Source organism: Chitinophagales bacterium, assembly GCA_019638515.1.
In the GTDB taxonomy this organism is placed as follows: domain Bacteria; phylum Bacteroidota; class Bacteroidia; order Chitinophagales; family LD1; genus UBA7692.
Genome location: JAHBTS010000002.1, coordinates 318,739 through 344,506, shown reverse-complemented (window position 1 = coordinate 344,506; position 25,768 = coordinate 318,739). Strand labels below are relative to the sequence as shown.

19 protein-coding genes are annotated in these 25,768 nt (G+C 40.4%); 5 read left to right on the top strand and 14 right to left on the bottom strand.

What is annotated here, in order from left to right:
- Nucleotides 1-14 precede the first annotated feature (14 nt).
- From KF872_04710 to KF872_04680, 7 genes are all read right to left on the bottom strand, one after another.
- Complete coding sequence (locus KF872_04710; protein ID MBX2902839.1) at nucleotides 15-434, bottom strand: GxxExxY protein; 420 nt, start codon at nucleotides 432-434, stop codon at nucleotides 15-17.
- Nucleotides 431-1,867 carry a restriction endonuclease subunit S gene (locus tag KF872_04705; GenBank protein ID MBX2902838.1) on the bottom strand — a complete coding sequence of 479 codons (1,437 nt, stop codon included), beginning with the start codon at nucleotides 1,865-1,867 and terminating at the stop codon, nucleotides 431-433. The genes KF872_04710 and KF872_04705 overlap by 4 nt, the downstream gene beginning before the upstream one ends.
- Nucleotides 1,868-1,976: 109 nt before the next feature.
- Nucleotides 1,977-2,357: a GxxExxY protein gene (locus KF872_04700; protein ID MBX2902837.1), complete on the bottom strand. Its 381-nt coding sequence runs from the start codon at nucleotides 2,355-2,357 to the stop codon at nucleotides 1,977-1,979.
- A 37-nt stretch (nucleotides 2,358-2,394) separates the two neighbouring features.
- A complete protein-coding gene (locus KF872_04695) occupies nucleotides 2,395-3,867 on the bottom strand; it encodes an N-6 DNA methylase (protein ID MBX2902836.1) in 1,473 nt (490 codons plus the stop codon).
- A 182-nt stretch (nucleotides 3,868-4,049) separates the two neighbouring features.
- Nucleotides 4,050-4,607, bottom strand: coding sequence for a DUF4256 domain-containing protein (locus KF872_04690; GenBank protein MBX2902835.1), 558 nt, complete (start codon nucleotides 4,605-4,607; stop codon nucleotides 4,050-4,052).
- Nucleotides 4,608-4,719: 112 nt separating this feature from the next.
- Nucleotides 4,720-7,815 carry a protein translocase subunit SecDF gene (gene secDF, locus KF872_04685; protein ID MBX2902834.1) on the bottom strand — a complete coding sequence of 1,032 codons (3,096 nt, stop codon included), beginning with the start codon at nucleotides 7,813-7,815 and terminating at the stop codon, nucleotides 4,720-4,722.
- A 253-nt stretch (nucleotides 7,816-8,068) separates the two neighbouring features.
- Nucleotides 8,069-8,440 carry a heavy-metal-associated domain-containing protein gene (locus KF872_04680; protein MBX2902833.1) on the bottom strand — a complete coding sequence of 124 codons (372 nt, stop codon included), beginning with the start codon at nucleotides 8,438-8,440 and terminating at the stop codon, nucleotides 8,069-8,071.
- Nucleotides 8,441-8,547: 107 nt separating this feature from the next.
- Here KF872_04680 and KF872_04675 point away from each other — a divergent pair, with 107 nt between their 5' ends.
- Nucleotides 8,548-10,467, top strand: coding sequence for a tetratricopeptide repeat protein (locus tag KF872_04675; protein MBX2902832.1), 1,920 nt, complete (start codon nucleotides 8,548-8,550; stop codon nucleotides 10,465-10,467).
- Between the two features lie 5 nt (nucleotides 10,468-10,472).
- Here KF872_04675 and KF872_04670 read toward each other — a convergent pair whose 3' ends face one another.
- Genes KF872_04670 through KF872_04660 form a run of 3 tightly spaced genes read right to left on the bottom strand, consistent with a single transcriptional unit; the run spans nucleotide 10,473 to nucleotide 13,587 of the window.
- A complete protein-coding gene (locus tag KF872_04670; GenBank protein MBX2902831.1) occupies nucleotides 10,473-11,465 on the bottom strand; it encodes an SDR family oxidoreductase in 993 nt (330 codons plus the stop codon).
- On the bottom strand, nucleotides 11,462-12,733 hold the full coding sequence (locus KF872_04665) for a hypothetical protein (GenBank protein ID MBX2902830.1): 1,272 nt from the start codon (nucleotides 12,731-12,733) through the stop codon (nucleotides 11,462-11,464). The genes KF872_04670 and KF872_04665 overlap by 4 nt, the downstream gene beginning before the upstream one ends.
- The gene (locus KF872_04660; GenBank protein MBX2902829.1) at nucleotides 12,688-13,587 is read right to left on the bottom strand and encodes an FkbM family methyltransferase; all 900 of its coding nucleotides are present in this window, start codon (nucleotides 13,585-13,587) and stop codon (nucleotides 12,688-12,690) included. The genes KF872_04665 and KF872_04660 overlap by 46 nt, the downstream gene beginning before the upstream one ends.
- A 137-nt stretch (nucleotides 13,588-13,724) precedes the next feature.
- On the opposite strand from KF872_04660, the gene KF872_04655 reads away from it, so the two are divergent.
- The 4 genes from KF872_04655 to KF872_04640 are packed head-to-tail and all read left to right on the top strand — an operon-like array spanning nucleotide 13,725 to nucleotide 17,538.
- On the top strand, nucleotides 13,725-15,239 hold the full coding sequence (locus KF872_04655; GenBank protein MBX2902828.1) for an adenylyltransferase/cytidyltransferase family protein: 1,515 nt from the start codon (nucleotides 13,725-13,727) through the stop codon (nucleotides 15,237-15,239).
- A 6-nt stretch (nucleotides 15,240-15,245) separates the two neighbouring features.
- Nucleotides 15,246-15,863, top strand: a complete 618-nt coding sequence (locus KF872_04650) for an SIS domain-containing protein (GenBank protein MBX2902827.1) — start codon at nucleotides 15,246-15,248, stop codon at nucleotides 15,861-15,863.
- The gene (locus KF872_04645; GenBank protein ID MBX2902826.1) at nucleotides 15,860-16,636 is read left to right on the top strand and encodes an inositol monophosphatase; all 777 of its coding nucleotides are present in this window, start codon (nucleotides 15,860-15,862) and stop codon (nucleotides 16,634-16,636) included. The genes KF872_04650 and KF872_04645 overlap by 4 nt, the downstream gene beginning before the upstream one ends.
- Nucleotides 16,636-17,538, top strand: a complete 903-nt coding sequence (locus KF872_04640) for a glycosyltransferase family 2 protein (protein ID MBX2902825.1) — start codon at nucleotides 16,636-16,638, stop codon at nucleotides 17,536-17,538. Before KF872_04645 ends, KF872_04640 begins: the two co-directional genes overlap by 1 nt.
- Nucleotides 17,539-17,556: 18 nt before the next feature.
- On the opposite strand, the gene cadA is transcribed toward KF872_04640, so the two are convergent.
- The 4 genes from cadA to KF872_04620 form a co-directional block, all read right to left on the bottom strand.
- On the bottom strand, nucleotides 17,557-19,602 hold the full coding sequence (gene cadA / locus KF872_04635; GenBank protein MBX2902824.1) for a cadmium-translocating P-type ATPase: 2,046 nt from the start codon (nucleotides 19,600-19,602) through the stop codon (nucleotides 17,557-17,559).
- Between the two features lie 12 nt (nucleotides 19,603-19,614).
- The gene (locus KF872_04630; protein ID MBX2902823.1) at nucleotides 19,615-20,727 is read right to left on the bottom strand and encodes an efflux RND transporter periplasmic adaptor subunit; all 1,113 of its coding nucleotides are present in this window, start codon (nucleotides 20,725-20,727) and stop codon (nucleotides 19,615-19,617) included.
- 186 nt (nucleotides 20,728-20,913) lie between these two features.
- A complete protein-coding gene (locus KF872_04625; GenBank protein ID MBX2902822.1) occupies nucleotides 20,914-25,293 on the bottom strand; it encodes a CusA/CzcA family heavy metal efflux RND transporter in 4,380 nt (1,459 codons plus the stop codon).
- A gap of 99 nt (nucleotides 25,294-25,392) precedes the next feature.
- Nucleotides 25,393-25,716, bottom strand: coding sequence for a hypothetical protein (locus KF872_04620; GenBank protein MBX2902821.1), 324 nt, complete (start codon nucleotides 25,714-25,716; stop codon nucleotides 25,393-25,395).
- Between the last annotated feature and the right edge of the window lie 52 nt (nucleotides 25,717-25,768).

The window sequence follows — 25,768 nt, the reverse complement described above, 5'->3', positions numbered from 1 at the left end:
CTGAATTATGATTTTTAGGATTTGATGATTTTAGGATTGCTCTTAATGTAGTCTTTATTGTCGGGGTGATTTACATTATACACCCTTTTAAACTCAAGACTCTTTGCTCCAAAATTTATCAGTAATCCTATGGGTAAATTATATGCCTGGCAGTAGTTCATTGCCTGTGCTAAATGCACATCTTCTAATTTTATCAATGCTTTTAGTTCAACCATTATGTTATCTTCTACAAAGAAATCAACTCTTCTTGTCCCAATATCAATGCCCTCATAAAAAATACTCATTTCCATTTCACGCTGAAAGCCCAAGCCTTGTTTTTCCATTTCAATAGCTAAAGCCCTTTGATAAATGACTTCTTGAAAGCCATTGCCAAAAGTGCTATGCACTTTCATTGCACAGCCAATTATTTTATGGGTAATTTCTTCGTGCTTCATAAATTGTCAGGATTAAGATTTTTAGGATTTGATGATTGTAGGATTTTCTTTTTTTCAATAATCCTATCATCCTTTAATTTATCAAATCCTAATTCAGACAATTGCCCACTAAATGCTTTTTGCAAAATACTCTTTTTCAGTTCCTCCAAATTAGCAATTTTTTGTTGATACACTGCTTCCAACTTTTGCGTTTCAGCTCGCAGGGCATCTAATTGGCGGACGATGGTTTGTTGAGCTTTTTTTGAAATAAAAGGGACTAATGCTTCTGTAATCGCTCCAATACCAACATTCCCTTGCCCAACTGTTCCTGTTTCATTTGCAAAATATTGGTCTTTGAAGATGTTTGTCCACGAAAAATAAAGAAAAAACTTTGGAAGATACTTTTCCGAAAACCTAATCGAAGCAATTCGTTGATTAAGTAAATAATTTCCCTTTTCAATTATTACAGTGAAACCATAATCTCTTTTATTTTTTGTTCCCGTTTGAGTAATGATTACATCATTGATTTGTAGCAATGCTTTTGAAAGAAGTTTTTCGTCCGTTGTATCAATGAAAACAGGACTTTCATTTTCTCTTATCATTGCAGGACGAATATTCCCCATTCTTAATACTTGATATTTTCCTTGATTTTTGAAATCTGTACTTTTGAAGGAGTATCCACCGATAACTTTTGCAACTTCTGAAATCTTCTTTTTTTCTTTTTCCTGAAACAAATTCTCAAACACTCCCTGCAAATAACTCTCAAAAAGTTCTTTGGCGTTTTTGAGGTTTTGTTCGGCATTGGCTTTTGCTTTGTCTATTGCCGCAAATGCCTTGTCTAAAATGGAAACTATGCGTTGTTGTTCGGGGAGGGGGGGAAGGGGAATTTCATAATCCCTAATCATTGGAACTGTTAGTTGAGGAATTGAAGAACCACTATGTTTGAAATCTATTTTTCTTAAAGCATAATCTAAAAAGTCTAAACTTAATTTCTTTAAATCAATTGGTGATACGACAATTAGCCTTACAATAGGAAAGAATGGTTCAAGTCTTTTTATTGAAAACCCAATTGTTCCCCTTGCAGAAACAGTAATACTTGGTTTTACTATTTTTGCAATAGTTGTATATCCGTAAAGTCCATCATTTTTTTCTCCATTTGCATAAATAGGAATTTGATACTTTTCAGTTTGTATTTCTGAAAAGTAATCTTTCGGAACATCACCTCCTGCTGATAATTCACAAACTTCCCCCAACTTTTTTATTTCCCATTTGTCTGAATCACGGATTTGCTTAGATTGCTCAGATGACACAGATTTTTCATTCGTGTAATCCTTTAATCCTACTAATCCGTGATGCTGACTTTTCTTTTGTTTCATATCAATTCCAAAATTGAGTTTAATATTTCGGCACTTTTTGTCTGAATCACGGATTTGCTCGGATTGCTCAGATGACACAGATTTTTTGATTGTACAGATTCATAATCCGAGCAATCATTTAACCCTTCTAATCTGTAATTCAGATACTTTAATCTTTCTAATCCGTGATGCTGACTTTTTATTTCATTCATAATACCAATCTCTTAAAGGTTAAACTCTTACTGCCAAAGTTGATGAGCAAACCAACTTCTAATTTGTATGCTTTCAAGTAATTTAATGCTTGAGCCAAATGCACATCTTCAAGCTGTATAATTGCTTTTAATTCAACCAATACTTTTCCTTCCACCACAAAATCAGCCCTTCTTGTACCTATAGGCTCTTCCAAATCTTTATAAAAAATATTCTGTTCTATTTCTCTGGCAAATTCCAATCCTGCTTTTCGCATTTCATAAGCCAATGCACGCTGATAAATCACTTCCTGAAAGCCATTACCTAAAAATTTATGCACTTCAAATGAAGCCCCAATTATTTTTTCGGTTATGTCTTTGTATTTTAAATCTACATTCATAATCTGTGTTATCCTTTAATCTGTGCTCATCAGTGATTCAGACAATAAGGTTTGCAATGCTCTCCAACACTTCATCCGCTTCTTCGTCCAATGCTTTCATTTCTTCCAAAATGGCTTGTGGTGAGCGCAGTCGAACCACTTCTTTTTTGTTCGGGTTTTTTACGCTTAAGTCGTAGGTGGCTGAGTCTATCGAAGCCACATTTACCGTCCAAGAGTTTTCGCTATCGGCAAAGTTTTTTTGCAGTTCTACAAATTCTGCCAAGTCGTTTTCGTTGAGTGGGTTGGTCTTGCCCAAATTTCGGTTGAGGTTCAACTGGTAAAACCAAACTTTTTGCGTGGGCTTTCCTTTTTCAAAAAACAGTACTACGGTTTTCACCCCTGCACCGGTAAATGTTCCACCCGGCAAATCTAATACAGTATGCAGGTTGCAGTTTTCCAATAAAGTTTTGCGTATGGCAACTGTGGCATTATCGGTATTGCTCAAAAAAGTATTTTTAATGACTACACCTGCCTTACCACCTGCTTTCAGAATTTTAATGAAGTGCTGCAAAAAAAGTGAAGCGGTTTCGCCTGTTTTAATGGGGAAGTTTTGTTGCACTTCGGCACGTTCCTTTCCACCAAATGGCGGATTGGCAAGCACTACATCATAGCGGTCTTTTTCCTGTATGTCGGCAAGGTTTTCGGCAAGTGTGTTGGTGTGTATGATGTTGGGAGCTTCTACCCCGTGCAAAATCATATTCATAATGCCAATGATATACGCCAATGATTTTTTCTCTTTGCCGTAAAAGGTGCGTTTTTGCAGTATCTCGGTTTCTTTGGTAGAAAGTGATTTGCTGTTTTTCAGATAGTCGAATGCTTCGCACAAGAAGCCCGCTGAACCCACAGCACCGTCATAAATTTTGTCGCCAATTTTTGGAGCAATCACTTTTACAATGGTGGTAATGAGCGGTCGTGGCGTGTAGTATTCGCCACCGTTTCGCCCTGCGTTGCCCATATTTTTAATTTTGTCTTCATACAGATGGCTCATTTCGTGCTTCTCTGCGTGGGTGCGGAAACGCAACTCGTCAATGCGGTTAATCACTTCACGCAAATTGTAGCCGCTTTGTATGCGGTTTTTCAGTTCGCTGAAAATCTCTCCAATCTTGTATTCAATGGTGTCGGCACTCTCAGCACTTTGTTTAAACTTTTTCAGGTAAGGAAACAATTTATTATTTACAAAGTCGGTGAGGTCGTCACCTGTCAGGGCGTTGTGGTGGTCGAGTTCGACAAGCTCACTGCCCGCTTTTTTCTTTTTAGGCATTGCCCAAACTGTCCATTGGTAATCTTTGTCAATGATAGGCGTGTAAGTTTTGCCTGTTAGTTCGGCTGCTGTGGCTCGGTCTTTCTCCAAGTCGTCCAAATATTTGAGGAACAAAATCCAAGAGGTTTGCTCCACATAGTCCAATTCACTACCGCAACCTGCGTCTTTGTGCAGTATGTCGTCTATATTTTTAAAAGTTTGCTCGAACATGTTGGTGTATATGTTATAGAAGTGGCGAATTTATTATTCTTAGCGATGCATTGGCATTTCAATTTATTATAGGGTTATTGATATTGCCGGAATACATTTTAAGGATAGTATGTGCGCTTAAGAATTACATAATAGGGTAGTGGTTTCAATAGCGTTACTTGCTAGGCAAGTTGGCGTTGAGTTTAAACTTTTAATAAACCTCGGAATGCTCTTGCGGCATAGTACGATTCTGCACCATTGTGATAAATAAAAGCTCTGCCAAAGCGAAAGTCGCCAAATAGCGCACCGCCTTGCTTTCTTAGATCGTTGGGCGTAAGAATCCAACTCGATGTTTTGGTGTCGAAATTTTCTACACTCTGTAATTGAAGGTATTGTGCTTCGGTAAGCAGTTCTATGCCCATTTGTGTAGCCATTTCGAGGGCACTGTCTTTAGGTTTGTGTTCTTTTCTGCTTTCTAATGCTGCCATATCGTAGCACAAACTTCTTCTGCCGCTGGGGCTTTGTGCTGCGCAATCGCAAAACCAATATTGGTGGGTGCTTTCATCGTATGCAATTACATCGGGTTCGCCACCGGTTTCTTCCATTACATGCAGCGACCATAGCTTGGCAGCTTGTGGCAGCAGTTGCGCTTCTATTGCATTCCACTGTAGGTTTTTATGCCTGTGCATGTTTTTAGTAAAGCGCAGTTGCAGTGTTTTTAGTAGCGCTGCTTTTTGGGGTTCCGATATTTTTCTATCCATGTTTAACTGTATTGAATTTTGATGAGGAAGAAACAAAGATTTCGGCTGGTAGCATAAAAAAAAGCGACTGTTTTTTTACGACAGTCGCTTTTTTGAAAATATAAAGCAGTTATTATTTCGCTTTTCTTCTGTTCATTAAATCTACTACAATAGGAGCTGCCACAAATATAGAAGAGTAAGTTCCCACAGCCACCCCAATAATAAGGGCAAAAGAGAAACCTCTAATGGCTTCGCCACCAAATATGAATAAGATTAAAGCTACCAAGAACACGGTTACCGAGGTCATAATAGTTCTGCTCAATGTGTTGTTGATAGAAGCGTTTACGTTGTCTTCTAACGAGCGACCCGGATACAAACCAAAATACTCTCTAATACGGTCGAATACGATAACCGTATCGTTTACGGAGTATCCGATTAAGGTAAGTACTGCTGCTACAATGTGTTGGTCTATTTCTAAACTGAATGGTAAAATATGGCGGAAGGCAGAGAAAACACCCAATACAATAATAGGGTCGTGCACCAATGCAATAATGGCACCCACGGCAAACTCAATTTTGCGGAAACGCGCCAATATATACACAAACACGCCTAAGATACCAAACAAGCCAGCCCACCAAGCGCCTCTGCGAATATCATCAGCAATGGTAGCACCAATTTTAACGGTACTCTTTACGTAAGTTTTTTCAAAAGCATCTTTATCTACCGGAGTTTTGTAAATGCCTTTTACACTTTCGTAAATAGCATTTAGTACTAAGCTATCGGCAGCTTCGTCTTTAGAATCAATTAAGTAGGCAGTGGTAATATTTACGGTGTTTGCAGCTCCGTAAGTTTTTACCTGAGGTACGCCTTCTATCTTGGTTTCAACGGCATCGGCAATTTCTGCAGTGGTAACATCGCGATCGAACTGCACTACATAGCTTCTTCCTCCTTTAAAATCTACTCCCAAATCGAAACCATAGAAAATGGTTGAAGCAAGGCTTAATGCTAAAACAGTTCCTGAAATGGCGTAAGAAATTTTTCTCTTTTCGATAAAATGGAAATGGAAGTTTTTGAAAAGGTTCATTGATACATTGTTTCCAAATTTCACATCCCAGTTTCTAGCAAACATGAAATCGTACATTAAGCGCGAAAACAATACTGCTGTGAACATGGAAGTAAACAAACCAATTACAAGTATTACCGCAAATCCTTTTACCGGTCCTAAACCAAAAATGAGGAGCACAATACCCACCACCATTGTGGTTAAGTTACCGTCTATAATGGCTGTATAGGAGTGTTTGTAACCTTCTTCTATGGCAAGGCGCACACCTTTGCCGCGAGCTAACTCCTCTCTAATTCTTTCGTTGATAATAACGTTGGCATCTACCGCCATACCGAGGGTTAATACTATACCCGCCATACCAGGCAAGGTAAAGGTAGAGCCCGGAATAGAAGCTACTATACCCACAATTAGGAATAAGTTGAGCAGCATGGCAATATTGGCAATTAAGCCGGAGCCGCTGTAGTAGGCTATCATAAATAGGAACACCACTACAAAACTTAAAAGCAAGCTCATTAAACCTGCTTGTATGGCTTCTTTTCCGAGAGATGGTCCTACCACTTGCTCTTCAACCACTTTGGTACGAGCTTCGAGTTTACCGCTTTTTAATACGTTGGCAAGGTCCACTGCTTCTTCTAATTCATCTATGCCTGTAATTTGCGAGCGACCGCCACTAATTTTAGATTGAACACGCGGAGCGCTGTACACGCGGTTGTCTAGTACAATAGCAATACATTTTTTTACTGCTTTTCCGTTTACATCGCCATTAAAGGCGGCTTCGGTCATTTTTTCCCATTTTGAAGCGCCTAAGCTGTTCATTACAATATCTACTTCAGGAATACCAAATTGGTCGTAGCCTTGGTTGGCATCGGTAATTGCATCTCCGGTAAGTGGAGCTTCATCGGTGGCAGCATTTCTTTTTATGGCATAGAGTGCAAATACGTTGGCATCTTTAGAAACAGGTTTATTGCCCCATAACAAACGCAAATCGCGTGGGAAAACGCTGCGCACTTCTTCCATTGCCAATAGGCGGTTTACTTTGGCAGTATCTTTACCCATTGCGCGCCCTACCACTGGGCCTTCGGCTGTGCGCATGTTTTGTCCGTCTTGGTAAATAGAAGGATACAATACATCAAACAGCGGATTTGAATTTTTATTGGCAGTATCGGCAGCAGCGGTGGCGGCAGAATCTTTAGCCGGAGTAGCTGCGGTAGCAGAGTCGCCCAATAAAATGGCAGCAGCATCGCTGGTAGCGGTAGCGGCTGAATCTGTGGTAACGGCAGCAGTTGCAGTATCGGCTACTTCAGCCTTTTTTACGGCAAAGCGGGTGCGGAGTGCAGAGTTTGCTTGGTCTAAGTAGTTGATAATTTCTTCGTTTTCGTAGGTGTCCCAAAATTCTAACTGCGCGGTTTGCGATAAAATTCTGCGTACACGAGTAGGGTCATCTACTCCCGGAAGTTCAAGGATAATTCTTCCGCTACCTTCTTGCAGCGATATGTTTGGTGCGGCTACACCAAATTGGTCAATACGAGTTTTTAATACGTTGAAAGTGTTGCCCACAGCGGCTTTCATATCGGCTTGCAGTACTTTAACTACTTCATCGTTGGTGCTGTTGTAGTTTATTTTTCCTTGGTAGGTTTCAATAGGAGCAAAAATGGCAGCCAATTTTGCATTTGGATCTACTTCTTTAAACGATTCGGCAAAGAGGGTGAGGAAATCGCCTTCTTTTTCGGTTTGCTTCTTTACAGTCAATTCAATAGCCTTATTAAAGGTTGGGTTTTTGCTGTTGTAAGCTAATTTACGCAGTACATCGTCTTCAGAAATTTCGAGTACCAAGTTCATACCGCCTTTAAGGTCTAGCCCTAAGTTTATTTGCTTATCGCGGCAATCTTTGTAGGTATATTTAACGATACCTAAGTTCAAAATAGTTTCATTTTGAATGCTATCTAAATACTCTCTGCGAACTCTGCGGAACTCTCTTTCTTGAGCATCTTCGGCCACCACTCTGTCGTGTCCGGTAAGCGAAGCCGGTATTTCACCAACTTTAGCGTGCGCAAATTCATCGGCTTTGCTTTCGGCTACTTTAGAAGCTACTGTAAAAGAAAGCTGGTAGAGACATACGATTGAAAGTACAATCGTGAAAAAACGAACTACACCTTTTAACTGCATTGTGTTTGAATTAACTTAATTATGTGGTATTTCTTTTGAAAAGAGGGGCAAATATAGAAATTGAATACAGATTAGATAATTTGAGTTAATCTATAATGTTTAAAGTAGGTGTGTATATGTGTATGAAGGTGCCTTTATTGCGTTCAAAGCTAGGTTTAGCCTTGTGGTGGGCACGGTTGAAAACAAAAATGCCAAGATGAACTTGGCACTTCTAAGAAATTAAAATAGTATGAAATAGAAAGCAAACGCCATTTTAAGGATGTGCGCAAGCTGCATTGGCATCTTTTTTACAGCAGGCAGGTAATTTGGCATAGTCTTCTTTTGCCGGTTGTTCATTATTAAAGGCATAACCGGATTTTAGCACTGCTTCTTTTATTTTATTGGTATTGGTAAGTTCGGGATTGTATTTTACACTTACTTTATGTGAACTCAAATTTACCAACGAAACCAAAACGCCATCTACTTTACTTAAAGTTTCTTCTATTGCCGATTTGCAAGTTTTACATACACTACTGGTTTTAAAAACCAATTTTTCGGGTTTGGGATTGGAGGCGGCACTTACTAAAAATGATAGCAGCCCAATAAGCAAAAAGGTGCGCGCAAAGGATTTGGTTATATTTTTCATGGTTGGCAATTTGTGTTTGCTAAAATAACGTGTGGCGAGATTTTTAATTTCCTCAATAGTATTTTTTAACTCAAAAGGAGTTGTAACATTGCGAAGCAAAGCAATTTATGGCAAAGAATAGAAAAACCAATAAGGAAACACTTAAAGAAAGCAAGCCTTTAACCCAAGCACCCAAAGACCGAATGCTATTGCCGGGTTTATTGGTGGCGGCATTGGCATTTTTGCTATATGCAAACACCTTACAGCATGGTTATGTATTAGATGATTTTAGTGTGATAAAAGAAAATTCGGTGGTAACACAAGGTACATCGGCTATTGCCACCATTTTTAAAACTTCGTATCGCTATGGCTATTTGAATTTGGAAGATGGCTTATATCGCCCACTATCGCTTGCCATGTTTGCTACCGAGTGGGAGTTGGCTCCCGATAAACCTGTACTGGGGCATTGGGTGAATGTACTTTTGTATGCGCTTAGTTGCTTTTTGTTTTTTACGGTGCTTAAAGATTTATTGAAACAATATTCAATTGCAATTCCGTTTTTGGCGGCATTGCTATTTGCGGTTCATCCGCTGCATACCGAAGTGGTTGCCAATATTAAAAGTAGGGATGAAATACTGTCGCTCTTGTTGATTTTATTGTCGTTTTACGCTTTGCTGAAAGCAGAGGGCGCTAAGGCTATGCTGTTTTCTATAGTATCGGGTATATTGTTTTTTGTGTCGCTGTTGAGTAAAGAATCGGGAATTACCATGCTTGCCGGATTTCCGCTATTGATTTGGGCCTTTAGAGAGCGCAGTATTTCCGGTATCGCTATTTCAATGCTGCCACATGTGCTGTTTACGGGTGTTTTTTTAGCAATAAGGTATCAAGTATTGGGTGGGAAATTGAGCGATAGCACGGTAACGGCATTGGACAATTTTATTTTGCAATCGCAAGATGTTACGGTACAGTTTGCTACTGCCGTAAAGGTGCTGGGCTTGTATCTTAAATTGTTTTTATTGCCGCATCCGCTGCTTTATGATTATTCTTTCAATAAAATTCCGGTAGCAACGCTTAGCGATATAGGTTTTATTATATCGTTTATTATTCATGCGGCTTTGTTGGTTTTTGCATTGGTAAAGGTTAAGAGCAAAAATATTTTTGCAGTGTTTATACTTCTATACTTTATCAGCATTTCGCTCTTTAGCAATGTGTTCATAAAAATTGGTGTGGGCATGGCGGAGCGCTTAATGTATTTTCCATCGGTGGTGGTTTGTGTGTTGGCTGCTTTGGGTTTGGTACGCTTAACCAAAGAAAGCATGGTGCGTAGTGAGTTATTGCTCGCAAAGCCTTTGCAATTACTTTCGGCACATAAATTTTCGGTAGCAATAGTGAGCGTGGTTGCTTTTCTTTTTAGTATAAAAACTGTAGCCCGCAATGCCGATTGGAAAGATAACTACACTTTGTATTCCAACGATTTGGTGCACTTGCAGGCAAGCACCCGTGCACACTATTATTTAGGCAATGAGATTATTAAAATTATTGCTCCGCAAGAAAAAAATACCGCCCGCCAAAAGCAGCTGTTTACACAAGGTATCAACGAATTGCAAAAGGCATTGCAAATTTATCCTACTTACAGCGAAGCGTTGTCGCAATTGGCGGTGGGTTACTATAAAACAGCCGATTATCCCAATGCCGTAAAATACTCGGAAATGGCACTGAAGTATAATCCTAACGATATTATTACCATCAACAACTTGGGTAGTGCGCTCTTTCAAATCGGGCGACCGGAAGATGCCATGCAGTATTATGAAAAAGCGGTTCAAATAAATCCGCGCTACGAAGATGGTTGGATGAATATAGGTAGCATAAACGGCTTAAAAAAGGAGTACCCAAAGGCAATAGATGCTTTTAATAAAGCACTTGCCATAAATCCACAAAATGCCCGTGCTTATTATTATTTAGGCATTACCTACCGCACACTTGGCAATGAGCAAATGGCAACGCAGCATTTACAGAAGGCTAAGTTGCTGGATCCTAATTTACAGTAGCCTTACTACTTGCCCAAGTATTTAAACCAACCTTCGGTGGCTTTGGCAATGGAAGTAGGTTCCCAAACGGGCGCATTTTTCCAGTAAGCGATGTTGTCTAATATTTTTTGCACGCCATCTTCTAAAGATACTTTAGGCTGCCAATTTAGTTGGCTTTGTATTTTGGTAATATCGGCAAAGGTGCAATCGGGTTCGCCCGGGCGTTTTGGAATATATACTTTTTCGCCTTGCAGGAGTTCGGTAAGGCGGTTTACGGAGTAAGTGTTTCCACTACCTACATTGAAAATTTCGCCCGAAATATCGTTGCGTAGCGATGCGGTGTAGCAGGCATCAACAATATCGGTAACATAAGTAAAATCGCGTGTTTGCGTGCCATCGCCCACAACCGTAAATGGTTTATTGTTTAATTTTTGTGCCAAGAATACACCAAATACAGCACCGTAAGTTCCGGAGGTTCTGGAGCGAGTGCCATACACGTTGAAAAATCGCATGGAGGTTACATTGAGTTTATACACTTTGCTCCAATGCAAGCACAATTGCTCGCCTAAGAATTTAGTGAGCGCATAAGGATATTGCGTATCTATCTTAGTGGTTTCGGGTGTTGGGAAAGTGTCGGGCAAGCCGTAGCAAGAAGATGAAGCGGCATAAATAACCCTTTTTACACCTTGGGCACGGGCGCATTCCAATACGGCAAAAGTGCCATCTACATTGGAGCGGTAATAGCTAAGCGGATTTTCGATAGAAGGAACAATATCGGCCAGTGCAGCAATATGGAAAACGGTATCTACATTTTCAAAATACGGCAGGTTGTTTTGTACATCGTTTATATCGGCTTCTATAATTTGAAGCGCCTTATTTTCTTTTTGATGTTGAAGGTTTTCGCGCCTTCCGGTAGAAAGGTTGTCTATTACGGTTACTTGATAGCCTTCTTGTAAAAGTCTATCTACCATGTGGCTGCCTATAAAGCCACATCCGCCTGTAACTAATGCTTTTTTCATGCTAATATTTTTTGATAAAAATGATAGAGTTTATGAATGTTGTTTTTGAGTGAGAGTTGGCTTCGGTGTGCCATTAGTTCTGCTTGCAATGCTGTGTAGTCTGTATGGTTTAGCTTATTGCCAATGGTAGCAATATCGCTTTCAGACACTGCAAATCCGGCAGCATATCGTTTAAGTATCCATGCTTGAAATTCAATATCGCGCGAACAAATAGTTGGGATGCCGGCTTCAATAAAATTGAAGAGTTTTAGTGCGGTGGAGTATTTGTATTTATCGCTAGATTGCCCCGATGTGCTTTTGAAAAACGGAATAATGCCGTAATGATATTTTGAAAGTTCTGTTGAAAGTTGGCTTTGAGCCACAGGTTTTTCTAAATGAAAATAGGGATTTTGCCTAGCTACCTCTAAGTATTGGTTGTACAGCAAAGGATTGGTAGAAGGTGATGGATATACATGGAAATGTATTTTTTGGTTCGATAGTTGCTGTATTAAATCATCGAATTGAATATTGCCGAATTGCCGTTTATCGCGGTTGCTGTTTTGTATTTCGCCAGCATATACAAGGTGTATGCCATCGGCTAATTTAGGTGCGGGATTTACAAAGCGATCGTCATCGCAAAAGAGCGGAAAAAACAATCGGTTGGTTTTGTGTTTTATATTGTAAACTCTATATGCAGGGATGGGTTCTAAGCCATGCGAAACCAAGCCATTGGCGTATTGCAAGCAATTTTTTTCGTGCGGAAATTCTTTTCTAAACCATGCAATATCGGTGTTTAAACCAAAGTAGATGCCAAGCACATCTTGCATGTCGTACACGAATTTAAGGTGCGGCATATATTGCCTTGCCATATCGGGAAAATATGATTTTGGCCCAAAGGCATGTATGAGCTGCGCACCTTCTATTTTCTTTAGAATAGAGTAAAGATGCCACTTGTTTCTAAATAAATATACGCGGCTAAATTCTACTTCAACAAACTTAGGGTTGTAGCCGTTTTGGGCACAAACCAATATGGCATTTACTGCATGTGCTCTATGTAACCATTTATACATGCGCGCAATGCGTGGCGGCAGGTTCTCGCCTAAGAAGATGATGCCTAAACCGCTGGCAGGAAAAGTAAATGGTGCAACGCGGTGCAAGCGGAAAGTGTATAGTAAGAAATCTACTATAGTACTTAACCTGCTAAAGGCTTCGTTTTTAATTTTTAGGAAGAGCAGTTTCACGTTTACAATAATGGTTTTAAACGGCTTACCTGCTCCGGTAGAAAACAAAAGAGATTGTCGTGAAATGGAATGTCGCTTTCGTTTTTCACTTCTACCAATTTAGATTTTCGCTCTTTGCCCAATTGAAGTTTGAAAATTTTGTAGCTGTTTATTTGCAACAAGTATTTGTAGAGATCTACGGCCGAAAAATTAAGGTTGCTTCTGCTTTCGCTACATTCAACAATAAGTGCAGGCGCATTTTTGCCCGATAGTAGGTTGGTAGCACCTTTCAGCACTTCCATTTCAAATCCTTCCACATCAATTTTCATCATGGCTGCGGAGGGTATTTGGTTGGTTAAGGCATCTAAACATTCTACGTTTACATCTACTCCGCTTTCGCCTTTGTTTAAATCGCTTTGAACCATAGAAGCTCCGCCTCTGTTGTTTTTAAGCGTGTTTGGGTAAATTTTAAGAATGCCTTTTTGCGAACCTAATCCAATTGCAAATGGGGTAATGTTTTTAAAGTTGTTCAGCTCTATATTTTCTTGTAAAATCTTGAAGGTATCGGGATTGGCTTCAAAAGAAAAAACCTGCCCGTGGGTACAAATTTTGGCAGCAGTAAGCGATACAAATCCAATGTTTGCACCAACATCAATAAAATTATCGGTAGGTTGCAAAAAGCATTCCATTACACTTACGGTTCCTTTTTCGTAAGTGCCTAAGTAGTAAATATCGTGTTCTAGGCCGGATTTATCGAATGCCGGATCTACCCATACCGAAAAGCCGTTTACGGTTTCGGCAATAATGCGCTGCTTGGGTGTGGGTAATAAAAGGTACGAAAGATAGCGTACGCCTTTTGCCGTACCGAAAATATTGGTATTGGAAATGTTTTGAAACAGCCTTACCAATTGGATTCTATTCATAAGGCAATAATAATTTATTCAATGAAAAGAACTTTAAACGGCATGTAAAATGTGCATTCAATACGATAAAAATTATCTATGCACTACAATCTGCAAGGCTTCATTAAGTTTGTGCAACAATTATTAAATATCTGAACTTGGGAAAATTAGTATCATTAGAAGAGTTGGCTTCTATTTCGGCTCAACTGAAGAAAGAGGGAAAAACAATTGCGCATTGCCACGGCTGTTTCGATTTAATGCATCCGGGGCACATAAAACATTTTCAATCGGCTGCAAAGGCGGCAGATGTGCTTATAGTTACTGTTACGCAAGATAAATTTGTAAACAAAGGTCCGGGCAGGCCTGTTTTTAATGAGCAAATACGGGCAGAAAGCATTGCCTCGTTGGAGTGTGTGGCTTTTGTGGCCGTAAACAAGTGGCCAACTGCCATAGAAACTATCAATTTATTAAAGCCCAATTTTTATGTAAAAGGGCCCGATTACAAGGTGCGCAGCAACGATGTTACCAATAATATTGGACTAGAAGAGCAAGCCGTGATAGATAATGGAGGGAAGTTGCATATTACCGATGACGAAACAATGTCGTCTTCAAAACTTATCAATGCACACTTTTCGCAGTTAGATGATGGCGTTCAGAAATACTTGGAGAATTTTAAGGCAAAGTTTAATGTAGATACAGTTGCGCAATACATCAATGATTTAGGCAACTTAAAAGTAATGGTAATTGGCGACACCATTATTGATGAATACCATACGTGCACACCGTTGGGAAAATCGTCTAAGTCGCCCACCATTTCTACCATTTACCGAAGTGGCGTTTCGTATGCAGGTGGTTCTTTGGCTATTGCCAACCACATGGAGCAGTTTGCCGGAAAGGTACAGCTGGTAACGCTTTTAGGCGAGCAGAATACACAAAAAGATTTTATTGAAAGCAAACTTTCGGAACCTATTGGGCGAAAATTTTTCTTTAGAAACGATGGCCCCACACCTACCAAACGAAGGTACTTAGATACCTACCTGAACTTAAAACTTTTTGAAGTAACCTTTATGAACGATAAGTTCATAGAAAAGAAATTGGAACAGGAAGTAATAGATTATTTAAAGGAGGCAATTGCCGATTTCGATATTATACTTATTGCCGATTTTGGTCATGGTTTTATTACGCCCGGTATTATTAGCTTTTTAGAAGAAAGCGGTAAGTATTTGGCCATAAATGCTCAAACCAATTCAAATAATTTCGGTTTTAATTATATTACCAAATATAAGCGTGCCAATTACATTTCTATTGATGAAAAAGAGTTGAGGTTGCCGTTTGGCGATGCGTATGGAAGTGTGGAAGAACTAATTAGAAAACTGCAAACAATTACGCACTGCAACAATATCCAAATTACATTGGGTGCTGCCGGATCGGTAATTTACCAAGACAAAAAGTTTATGTACACACCGGCATTTGCCACTTCGGTAAAAGACTCGGTGGGCGCGGGCGATGCTGTACTTTCGGTTACCACACTTTGTAATTTTGCAGGTGTACCCGCGGAGGTAACAGGTTTTGTGGGCAATTGCGTAGGTACATTGGCTGTAAATATTTTGGGTAATGAGCATCCTGTTTACAAAAAAGATTTAGTGAAATTTGTATCGCATTTTTTAAAATAGGTTGGTATGGAAATAGCACAGTTTGTAAAAGAATATAACACACAGTTTGTAAACGCACTGGAGCAAACCGCAGTAAGTAACCAAAATGGAACTTCGATACTGTTGGAAAATGCTGTGGCAGCGATTGTGGCACAGTTGCAGGCGTTGCAGCAGCATAACCGCAAACTTATGTTGGTAGGCAATGGCGGCAGTGCGGGAATTACATCGCACATGGCATTAGATTTTTGGAAAAACGGGAAGGTAAAAGCAACAGCTTTCAACGATGCTTCGCTGCTTACGGCTATTGCCAACGATTATTCGTATCCCGAAGTATTTGCCAAGCCGATTGAAACCTTTGCAGAGGCGGGCGATATGCTTTTTGCCATCAGTGCTTCGGGCAATTCTCCCAATATTTTAAATGCTGCCAAAGCTGCTATTGAACGCAATTGCACGGTGGTAACATTTTCTGGCTTTTCACAAGAAAATAAATTGCGCGGTTTAGGCGATTTTAATTTTTATGTGCCTGCATTTTCTTATGGTTTGGTAGAAACACTGCATGCACACCTTATTCATTTATTGCTCGATGCCAAAATGCGCTGCGCAGATAATATAGATGTATTTCAAAAAAATACGCCATTGCCATGAACGATTCATCTCCGGAGTATTTAACCAATTTTGCTATTCAGTTGGCACAAAAAGCCGGTAAATTGTTGATGAAACATTTTGGAAAGGTGCATGAACAAATAGAAAAAGAATCGTTTCACAGCATTGTAACTTCAGCAGATGTGGAAGTGGAAACATTTATTAAGAATGCGATTGCGCATACCTTTCCGCATCATAAGATTGTAAGCGAAGAGAGCGGTGCTACCCACGCAGAAAGTGAATTTATTTGGGTAATAGATCCATTAGACGGCAGCAGCTATTATGCCAGAGGAATACCTTCCTTTTCTGTTTCAATAGCTTTAATAAAAGGCCATTCGGTAATTTTAGGGGTAGTTGAAAACCCGTTTTTCAACGAAACATTTCATGCCTTTTTAAGCATGGGCGCGTTCTTAAATAGAAATGCCATCAGCGTTTCTACAACCACGGCATTGTCTTCGGCAATTTTTAATTTCGGACATCGCTACTTAAGATCCGAAGGCTATAAACCGGCATCGGTACATAACTTAATGGCGGTGCGCTCCATTCGCGGAGGCGGTTCGTGTGCCCAAGAATTGTGCCAAATTGCTTGCGGCAGAATAGACGGATTGGTAACGGTAAACCAAGCAAGTTGGGATTTTTTTGCGGGTAAACTTATTGTGGAAGAAGCAGGCGGAAAGCTAACCGAACTAAACGGAGAGGCCATACATCCTTTAAATGCCTTGATGAAACATACCGATATTGTGGCTACAAACGGGTTGCTCCATATTCAAAATTAGTGATGAAGATTAGCGGTTTTACCATGGTGCGCAATGCAGAGAAGTATTATTTCCCGATTAAGGAAAGTATAGCTTCGATTTTACCATTGGTAGATGAATTTATTGTGGCGCTAGACGAAGGCAGCGATAATACCAGAGCTATTATTGAGTCGCTGCAATCGCCTAAGGTTAAGATATATAGCCGCGTGTGGAGCGAAACCTCGTTTGTGGAAGGGAAAATTTTTGCAGACGAAACCACTTTTGCATTGCAACAATGCACGGGCGATTGGTGTTTTTATTTACAGGCCGATGAGGTAATTCATGAGCAAGATTTACCGGCCATACAGCGCGCATGTGCTATGTATTTGCACGATAAAAATGTGAATGGTTTGCTGTTTAAGTATTACCATTTTTGGGGCGATTACAAACACTATTTACCATTTCACGGATGGTATAAAAACGAAATAAGAATAGTGCGAAATTCTGCCGGTATTGTTTCGTATAAAGATGCGCAATCGTTTCGCAAAAGCACGGGCGAAAAGTTGAATGTAAAAGCAGTAGATGCGCATGTGTATCACTACGGTTGGGTGCGCCCACCGGAAACAATGCAATCTAAAAAGAAAGAGCAAGACAGTATGCACCACGGAACCGATGGGGCAGCCGCAATGCACGCAAAACGCTTGGCAAATTTCAATTATGGCAATATGGAAAAAGTGCCGTTGTTTGCTGCTTCGCATCCAAAAGTAATGCAGGAATTTATGCGGAAAATGTATTGGCAGGAAGCACTTGAAGTTTCAAATCCAATACTGAACCGTCCTAAAATGAAACACGAAAAATGGAAGTACAGAATGCTTTCGTTTATTGAAAATACCTTGTTGGGAGGAAAAGAATTGTTTGGCTATTCTAATTGGAATAAGCTTTAAAGCCACTAAGCCAAGTCTTTACTTTTTGAAATTCATTTGCTGGATGCGCACAGCATTTAGTATTGCCAAAAGTGCTACGCCCACATCTGCAAAAACGGCTTCCCACATGGTGGCAATGCCTCCGGCTCCAAGTAGCAATACAATCCCCTTTACCGTGAATGCCATTCCGATATTCTGCCATACAATTTTCTTGGTTTGTTTACCAATAAGTATAGCCATAGGAATTTTACTTGGCATATCGTCTTGTATTACTACGTCTGCGGTTTCTATGGCGGCATCGCTTCCCAAGCCGCCCATGGCAATGCCCACATCGCTTAGTGCAATTACAGGCGCATCGTTTACACCATCGCCAACGAATGCTACTAATCCGGCATGAGCTTTTATGGCTTTCACTTTATTCACTTTGTCTTCGGGGAGCAAATCGCCATAGGCATTTTCTATTCCTAATTGCTGTGCTACAAAAGTTACTACACTTTGTTTATCGCCACTTAGCATGGTTGGTTGAATATGCAATTGTGTTAGCGTTTGTATTGCCTTTGGGGCATCTTGTTTTATACTGTCGGCAATGGTAATATATCCGGCAAACTGCTTGTTGAATGTAATGGCAATAATGGTGTGCGAACTGTTGGCAGTATTGGTATTGTATGGTATTTTAAATTTATCTAGGAGTTTAAAATTGCCTGCCAGCAACTCCTTTCCGTTGATGCTTGCACGTAAACCATGTCCTGCAATTTCTTCTACATCTTTAAGTTGAATAGTGGGGTTTACTTTTCCTGCAAATTGATGAATTGCCGATGCCACCGGATGTGTGCTGATGCTTTCTAATGCATTCACCATTTCTATTATTTCAGATTGGTTAAAGGTGGGAAGAATATGAACCTCTTGTACCTTGAAAACACCTTCGGTTAGGGTGCCTGTTTTATCCATTACCACTTGCTGCACGGAAGCCAGTATGTCTAAGAAGTTGCTGCCCTTTATGAGAATACCGTTTCTGCCTGCCGCACCAATGCCGCCAAAGTAACCCAATGGAATAGAGATTACCAATGCGCAGGGGCAGGAGATTACTAAGAATATTAAGGCGCGATAAAGCCATTGCTGAAAGTGATAGGACTCAACAAAAAAGTAGGGCAGGAGGCAAATAAGGATTGCAAACAGCACTACGGCAGGCGTGTAGTATTTGGCAAACTTTCGTATAAAAAGTTCGGTTGGCGCTTTTTGAGCAGTAGCATTTTGTACTAACTCTAAAATTTTGCTGAGTTTACTGTTTTGGTAGGTTGTGGTTACGCTTACTAAAGCAGGTGTGTTTAGGTTAATCATTCCTGCCAAAACGGTGTCGCCCTTTTGCTTGGTATCGGGCTTACTTTCGCCAGTGAGGGCTGCTGTATTAAAAGAAGCCGTTGGGGAAACCAGTATGCCGTCTAATGCTAATTTTTCTCCGGGCTTTAGTTGAATGGTGTTGCCAATTTGTGCTGCTGCGGCTTTAATGGTTTTAGGTTCGTTGTTTTCAATAATGGTTATGGTGTCGGGGCGTTGGTCGAGTAGTGTTTTTATGTTGTTTTTAGCACGTTTTACTGCCATGGTTTGGAAGGCTTCGCCAATGGAATAAAAAAGCATTACGGCTACTGCTTCGGGATATTCGCCAATGGCAAATGCACCAATGGTGGCAATGCCCATGAGTAAAAATTCTGAAAATATATCGCCATGCAATATGCTTTCAAAGGCTTCTTTCAATACCGGAAAACCAACGGGCGCATAAGCCAACGAATACATGAGCAGCCGTTGCCAGCCACCAAACCATGTAGGTTGCAGCCAATGGTCTAAGTATAATGCACTTAATAATAATACAAGCGAAACTGCAGCCGGAGCAAAGTGTTGCCATGCCGTATTGGCATGGTGCTTGTGGTGGTGCTCGTATGTAGAGATTTGTTTCTTTTTGGTAGCAGAGGAGCAGCAACCATCGTCTTCAATTATATGTCGGGCGGCAGCTTGCGTATAAATTTTCCCTTCCTGCGGTGTGCAGCAAAGTTGATTTCCTTGTGCATCGTAAATATGTTGGTGGCTCATGTGTTGGAATGTTTAGTGTTGATGAGTGTGCGTGCCTGTATTGTTCATTTTTGCAAGAATAAAGAATGCGCCTTGTGTTGCAATTTTTGCATCGGCAGGAATATCTTTTACAAAGGTAACGGCAGTATAACCCATATCGCTTACGCCTTTTACTACTTCAATTTTTTCAAAGGTGATACTTTCTTTTGGTTCTGTGCTATGCTGTTTTTCTTCGTGTGTGTGTGCCTCGCCATCGTGTGCGTGTGTGGCTATTGCTGGTTGTGTGCTTGCGTTTGCCAGAATAAATACATACGATTTTCCATTGGCATCCACAATGGCTGTGCTTGGAACGGCAGGTGTAGTGGCGCTGTTTAAACTTACAATTCCGGTGATATTCATGCCATCTATCAAGCCGTTTTTATTGCCTTTTACTTTGGCATGTACGGGTATGGTTTTGCTTTCGTTTTCAAAAGCAGCACCAATGCTGAATACTTCGGCATCGTATTCGTTTGTGGGGTTATTGGTGAGAGTAAAATGAATGATTTGCCCTACCTTTAGCAGTGGTAAATCTTTCTCAAACACTTGCAGGTCTAGGTGGAGAGAACCATTATCTACAATTTCGGCCACAGGTGAAGCTACATCTACATAGCTTCCTATTTTTGAAAATACATTGCTGATAACACCATTGATTGGGCTGGGAACTTTTAGTACAGAGCTAATGCTTTCGGCACTAAGTTTTTCGGGTTGAATGCCCATAATTTGAAACTGTTGTTGCAGTGCTGCTTTTCTAACTCTTAGTGTTTGCACATCTGCGGTTATACTTTGTAAATTTTTGAGTGCGCCTGCTCCGCCTTCATTCAAATCTTTTTGGCGATTCAGTTCTTGTTCGGCCAACGTTATTTTATTGGCAAGGCTTAAATACTCTTCTTGCAGTTGTATAAACTGAGGATTTACAAGCGTTGCAATTGGTTGCCCTGCTTTTACATTGTCGCCTACTTGCACTATAATAGATTTTACTACACCTCCATAAAGCGAAGTGGCGTTGGCTTTAAAGTTGTTGGGTACTTTGAGCATACCGTTTGCTTTTATGGTTGCAGTTAATTCTTTGTTTTCAACCGTTCCAAGTTGAATGCCCACAGCATGCATTTGTTCGCTGGATATGGTGGTTGTTTCGGCAGTAGATTCGTTATGAGTTTTAGTGATGGCAGCAGTTTCGTGACTGCTGTGATCGTGGCACGATACAAGTATGGTGCTACATGCAAATAGGAGTATGCAGAGCAATGCTAAAGTGCTGTGTTTGTGTTGGATTGTATGTGTGGTGTTCATTTTTGCTTACTTATTTATTAAGGAATAGATATTGATAATGGATTGATTGATTTGCTCAATACTTTTTAAATAGTTTAAGCGAATATCTGTGGCTGTTTGCAATGCGTAGAGATACTCCACATAATCGGTGTTGCCTGTTTTGTAGCCCAGTTGAGCTGCCTCTACAATAGCTTCTGCATTGGGTAAAGCACTTTGGCGATAGTATGTAAATTGCTGCACATCTTGCCTGTATTGGTTAATAGCATTTTGAAGATGGGCAGCCAGTTCTTTTTGTTGCTGTTTGGCTCCTGCTTCGGCTGCTTGCTGTGTATATTGATGCGATTTTACTTTTGCAATGGTAGCACCAAATGAAAGTGGAATAGAAACGCCTAGATTGCCATAGTTGAATCTATTGTGTGCATTAAAGTATTGTTCTTGCCCATTGATGGTTTGGAAGCCCGTGAGCGATTGATTGGTGTAGCCAAATGTGAAATCGGGCAAGGCTTGTGCTTGCTCCACACGCTTTGCTTGTGCTGCAATTTGGGCGTTTTGGTGCAGCAATTGTACCGATGGATGATTGGCTAAAGCCGTGCTATCGGGCAAGTTGCTTAACTGCATAGGCTGAAAATTTTCTTCAACAGCAATTGTTATGGGCATTTGGTTGTTGAGCAGAGCCAAAAGGCTTTGGTGTGTATTTTCAATATGCACTTGATTTTGCTTGAGCAGCAGGTTTATTTCGCCCTGCTTTGCACGGGCAGTACTTACATCAACTTTTTTGGTGTCGCCTGTTTGGTAGCGGAGTTCTGCCATTTTAATAAAGTGGTTGTATAGGCTGTCTAAATACTCTAATTGCTTTTTATTGTGCTGCAGGTATTGCAGTTGATAGTAGTAGCTGCGCACTTTGTTTTTCAACTCTGTTTCGTACCATGTTTTTTGAAGTTCTTTTGCTTTTACCTCTGCCTTTGCCAACTTGCTTTTAGCGGCAAAAAGTGTAGGAAAAGGAATGGTTTGCGAGAGTTGGTATGCATGGTCGAAGTTAATGCTGTTGTATTGCCCGAGTTGTGTATTGAACTCAAGTTTAGGCAATTCGCCTACTGCTTTTTTTAAACTCTTAGCTGCTTTAATTTCCAGTTCTTTTGCCTGAATGGTATTGTTGTTTTGTAAAGCCATGGCAATAGCATCGTCTGCGCTGGTAATGGTTTGGTTTTGGGCTGTTGCCATATTGCTTGCCAGTAGGCAGATAACTAAAATTGGCATAGCTTTTTGCATTATATTTTTCATGCTGAATTTAGGTGTAGTGTTAAACAAAAGATAGAGGAGCGGTAACACAAATAAGGTAAGGAAAGTGGCGCTTACTAAGCCTCCAATTACTACCGTTGCTAAAGGCTTTTGTACTTCGGCTCCGGCTCCGGAGCTAAGTGCCATGGGCAAGAATCCAAACGATGCTACGGTGGCAGTCATCAATACCGGGCGCAGTCGTTCTTTAGTGCCTTCTATGATGCGCTGTATGATATTGCTTACGCCTTCCTTTTCTAATTGGTTGAATGTGCCGATAAGCACAATGCCATTTAACACGGCAACGCCAAACAGGGCAATAAATCCTATGCCTGCGCTGATACTAAATGGCATATTGCGCAGCAGTAGTGCCAACACGCCACCAATGGCGCTCATGGGTATTGCTGTGAAAATTAGAAGCGCTTGCTTGAAGGAGTGAAAAGTAAAATAGAGCAACGAGAAAATAAGCAACAGCGAAATAGGAACGGCTATCATTAAACGGCTGCTTGCTTTCTGCAAGTTTTCAAACTGTCCTCCATAGGTAAAATAGTAACCGCTTGGGAGTTTTATCTCTTTGTTTAGCTGTTCTTGAATATCAGTTACTACGCTTTGTACATCTCTACCCGAAACATTGAAACCAATTACAATTCTGCGTTTGCCACTTTCTCTGCTTATTTGTGCAGGTCCTAACTTATAGCCAATGGTTGCCACTTGCGATAACGGCACTTGTATTCCGCTTACAGTAGGTATCATAAGATTATTTACATCTTCTATTCCGGTTCTGTGAGCTGTGTCTAGGCGTACTACTAAGTCGAATCTTCGTTCGTTTTCAAATACCTGGCCTGCTACTTTTCCTGCAAAGGCTGCACTTACCACATTGTTTACATCTTCTACGTGTAAGCCATAGTTTGCCAAACGGTTTCGGTTGTATTCTATGTTTATTTGTGGCAAACCCGCAACCCGCTCAACCTGTGGCGCGGTAATGCCTTCAATGCTTTTAATACTATTTGAAACTAGGGTGGCATAGGTGGCAAGTGTGTCTATATTTTCACCAAAAATTTTTATGGCTACATCTTGCCGAATGCCTGTCATGAGTTCATTAAAGCGCATTTGAATGGGTTGGCTTACTTCAAAAAATATACCGGGAATTACTTCTAATTCTTCCATCATTTCTGCAGCTAGTTCTTTGTAGCTCCTTTGTGTTTTCCATTCTTGTTTTGGTTTTAATACGGCTACTAAATCGCTTACTTCCGGAGGCATTGGATCGGTTGGTACTTCGGCAGATCCGGTTTTTCCCACTACCATTTTTACTTCATCGAATTGTTTTAAAATGCGCGAGGCTTGCATAGATGTTTCTATACTTTGGCTGAGTGAACTGCCTTGCGGTAAAATACAGTGGAAAGCCAAATCGCCTTCTTGCAATTGAGGAATAAATTCGCCTCCCATGTTTTTAAATAAGAATAAGCTAAGTATGAAGAGTGCAAGCGTGCTGCCAATGAACCAATATCTAAACTGTATGGCCTTTTCTAAAAGTGGTGTGTAAAGTAGATGTAGCCTATGCATTATCTTGTCTGCAAAGGTTTGTTTGGCTTCAATGCTTTTAGATAAGAATACAGCACTCATCATAGGAATATAAGTGAGCGATAGTAGCAAGGCGCCTAAAATTGCAAAGCCAACTGTTTTTGCCATTGGCGTAAACATTTTTCCTTCTATGCCTTGCAGTGTAAGTATAGGAAGATACACTATTAGAATAATAATTTCGCCAAATGCAGCACTATGGCGGATTTTAGAGGCCGAAAGCCACACTTCTTTATCCATTTCTTTTTGCGATAAATTGAGTGTGGTGTTGCCGTGTGCCAATTGTAGTTTACTTAGATGATGCAATGTTGCTTCCACAATAATTACGGCACCATCCACAATTAACCCAAAGTCGATGGCGCCTAAGCTCATTAAGTTGGCACTTACGCCAAAAACATTCATCATGCCTAAAGCAAAGAGTAGCGCTAAAGGAATGGCAGATGCCACAATTAAGCCTGCACGTATATTTCCGAGAAATAGTACTAGTACAAAAATCACAATAAGCGCACCTTCTATTAAATTTTTCTCTACCGTGCCAATGGCTCTATTTACCAATTCGGTTCTATCTAAAAACGGTTCAATCACCACATCTTCCGGTAGCGATTTTTGAATGGTTGGAATCTTTTCTTTAACACGCTGCACTACTTCGTTGCTATTAGCTCCTTTCAGCATCATAATAATACCGCCTACTACATCTTTTTCGCCATTGTAGGTTAATGCTCCATAGCGGATGGCACTGCCAAAGCGAACATCTGCCACATCTTTTATGAAGATGGGAACTGTGCCTGTGGTATTTTTTACCGCTATATTTTTTACATCATCTAAAGATGTTACCAAGCCTATACCTCGAATAAAATAGGCGTTTGGCTTTTTATCTATATAGGCTCCGCCTGTGTTTTGATTGTTTTTTTCGAGTGCCGTAAAAATATCGGTAATGCTTACGCCTAATGCTTTTAGGCGATACGGATTCACAGCAACTTCGTATTGCTTCAATTCTCCACCAAAGCTATTTACCTCTGCAATACCCGGAGTGCCATAAAGTTGGCGGGCTACAATCCAATCTTGCATGGTTCGCAAATCTTTGGCGCTGTATTTTGCCTCACTTCCTTTGGTGGGGTGCAGTATGTATTGATATACTTCGCCCAACCCTGTGCTTACAGGAGCCAGTTCGGGAGTTCCAATTCCGGCAGGAATTTTCTCTGCGGCTTCTTTTAATTTTTGGGTAATGAGTTGGCGAGCAAAGTAAATATCTACATCGTCTTCAAACACAACGGTAATTACCGATAACCCAAAGCGCGAAATGCTTCTAGACTCTTCTATGCGCGGAAGATTTGCAATACTTTGCTCTATGGGAAAAGTAACCAGTTGCTCCACTTCTTGCCCTGCCAGCGTGGGGCAAACCGTAATAATTTGTACCTGATTATTAGTGATGTCGGGTACAGCATCAATGGGTAATTTGGTAGCACTCCATGTGCCCCAAACTATAAGTGCCAATGTGATAACTGCAATGGCAATTTTGTTCTTTATACTGAACTTGATAATACTATCTAGCATGCTAAACTTTTAAATTATCTGTATGCAATGGCGCAACAGCGCAGCAAGGGCACCTTGGTTGAAACCAATTGCCGATGGTTAATACTATGCCGAAAAAGTTTAGCTGATTTTTGGCGGTTGCCAAATATTGCCGAAGAAATTGGAATCGTAAACAATAGCTCTTACTGCAAATTTGGCATGCAGTGCAACATATTGCTTGGCGGATTTTAAGTAATACTCTGTGAAATGTAATGTGCCAATAGTATTGCAGCAGCTACATACACAAAACGGACTGCAAGTATCGTTGTGATCCGAAGTGTGGTCATGATTTTCGGCAATTGTGAGTATGGCAGATTCCGATGAGCAAGTAGTATGAACATCTGTACACGGCATTACTGATAATGCCAAGAGGTAGATATTTAAAATTGCTACTAAGAATTTCATTGCTGTGTGAAGGTAGAAAAAGAAAGACGGGTTTTGCAAATGTGTTTTAGAA

Bases quoted from the DNA above. Each gene is read 5' to 3' on its own strand.
- KF872_04710 (MBX2902839.1), bottom strand. From the start codon at position 434: ATGAAGCACGAAGAAATTACCCATAAAATAATTGGCTGTGCAATGAAA.
- KF872_04700 (MBX2902837.1), bottom strand. From the start codon at position 2,357: ATGAATGTAGATTTAAAATACAAAGACATAACCGAAAAAATAATTGGG.
- KF872_04695 (MBX2902836.1), bottom strand. From the start codon at position 3,867: ATGTTCGAGCAAACTTTTAAAAATATAGACGACATACTGCACAAAGAC.
- KF872_04690 (MBX2902835.1), bottom strand. From the start codon at position 4,607: ATGGATAGAAAAATATCGGAACCCCAAAAAGCAGCGCTACTAAAAACA.
- secDF (MBX2902834.1), bottom strand. From the start codon at position 7,815: ATGCAGTTAAAAGGTGTAGTTCGTTTTTTCACGATTGTACTTTCAATC.
- KF872_04680 (MBX2902833.1), bottom strand. From the start codon at position 8,440: ATGAAAAATATAACCAAATCCTTTGCGCGCACCTTTTTGCTTATTGGG.
- KF872_04675 (MBX2902832.1), top strand. From the start codon at position 8,548: ATGGCAAAGAATAGAAAAACCAATAAGGAAACACTTAAAGAAAGCAAG.
- KF872_04670 (MBX2902831.1), bottom strand. From the start codon at position 11,465: ATGAAAAAAGCATTAGTTACAGGCGGATGTGGCTTTATAGGCAGCCAC.
- KF872_04660 (MBX2902829.1), bottom strand. From the start codon at position 13,587: ATGAATAGAATCCAATTGGTAAGGCTGTTTCAAAACATTTCCAATACC.
- KF872_04650 (MBX2902827.1), top strand. From the start codon at position 15,246: ATGGAAATAGCACAGTTTGTAAAAGAATATAACACACAGTTTGTAAAC.
- KF872_04645 (MBX2902826.1), top strand. From the start codon at position 15,860: ATGAACGATTCATCTCCGGAGTATTTAACCAATTTTGCTATTCAGTTG.
- cadA (MBX2902824.1), bottom strand. From the start codon at position 19,602: ATGAGCCACCAACATATTTACGATGCACAAGGAAATCAACTTTGCTGC.
- KF872_04630 (MBX2902823.1), bottom strand. From the start codon at position 20,727: ATGCATGCTGTGGGCATTCAACTTGGAACGGTTGAAAACAAAGAATTA.
- KF872_04625 (MBX2902822.1), bottom strand. From the start codon at position 25,293: ATGCTAGATAGTATTATCAAGTTCAGTATAAAGAACAAAATTGCCATT.
- KF872_04620 (MBX2902821.1), bottom strand. From the start codon at position 25,716: ATGAAATTCTTAGTAGCAATTTTAAATATCTACCTCTTGGCATTATCA.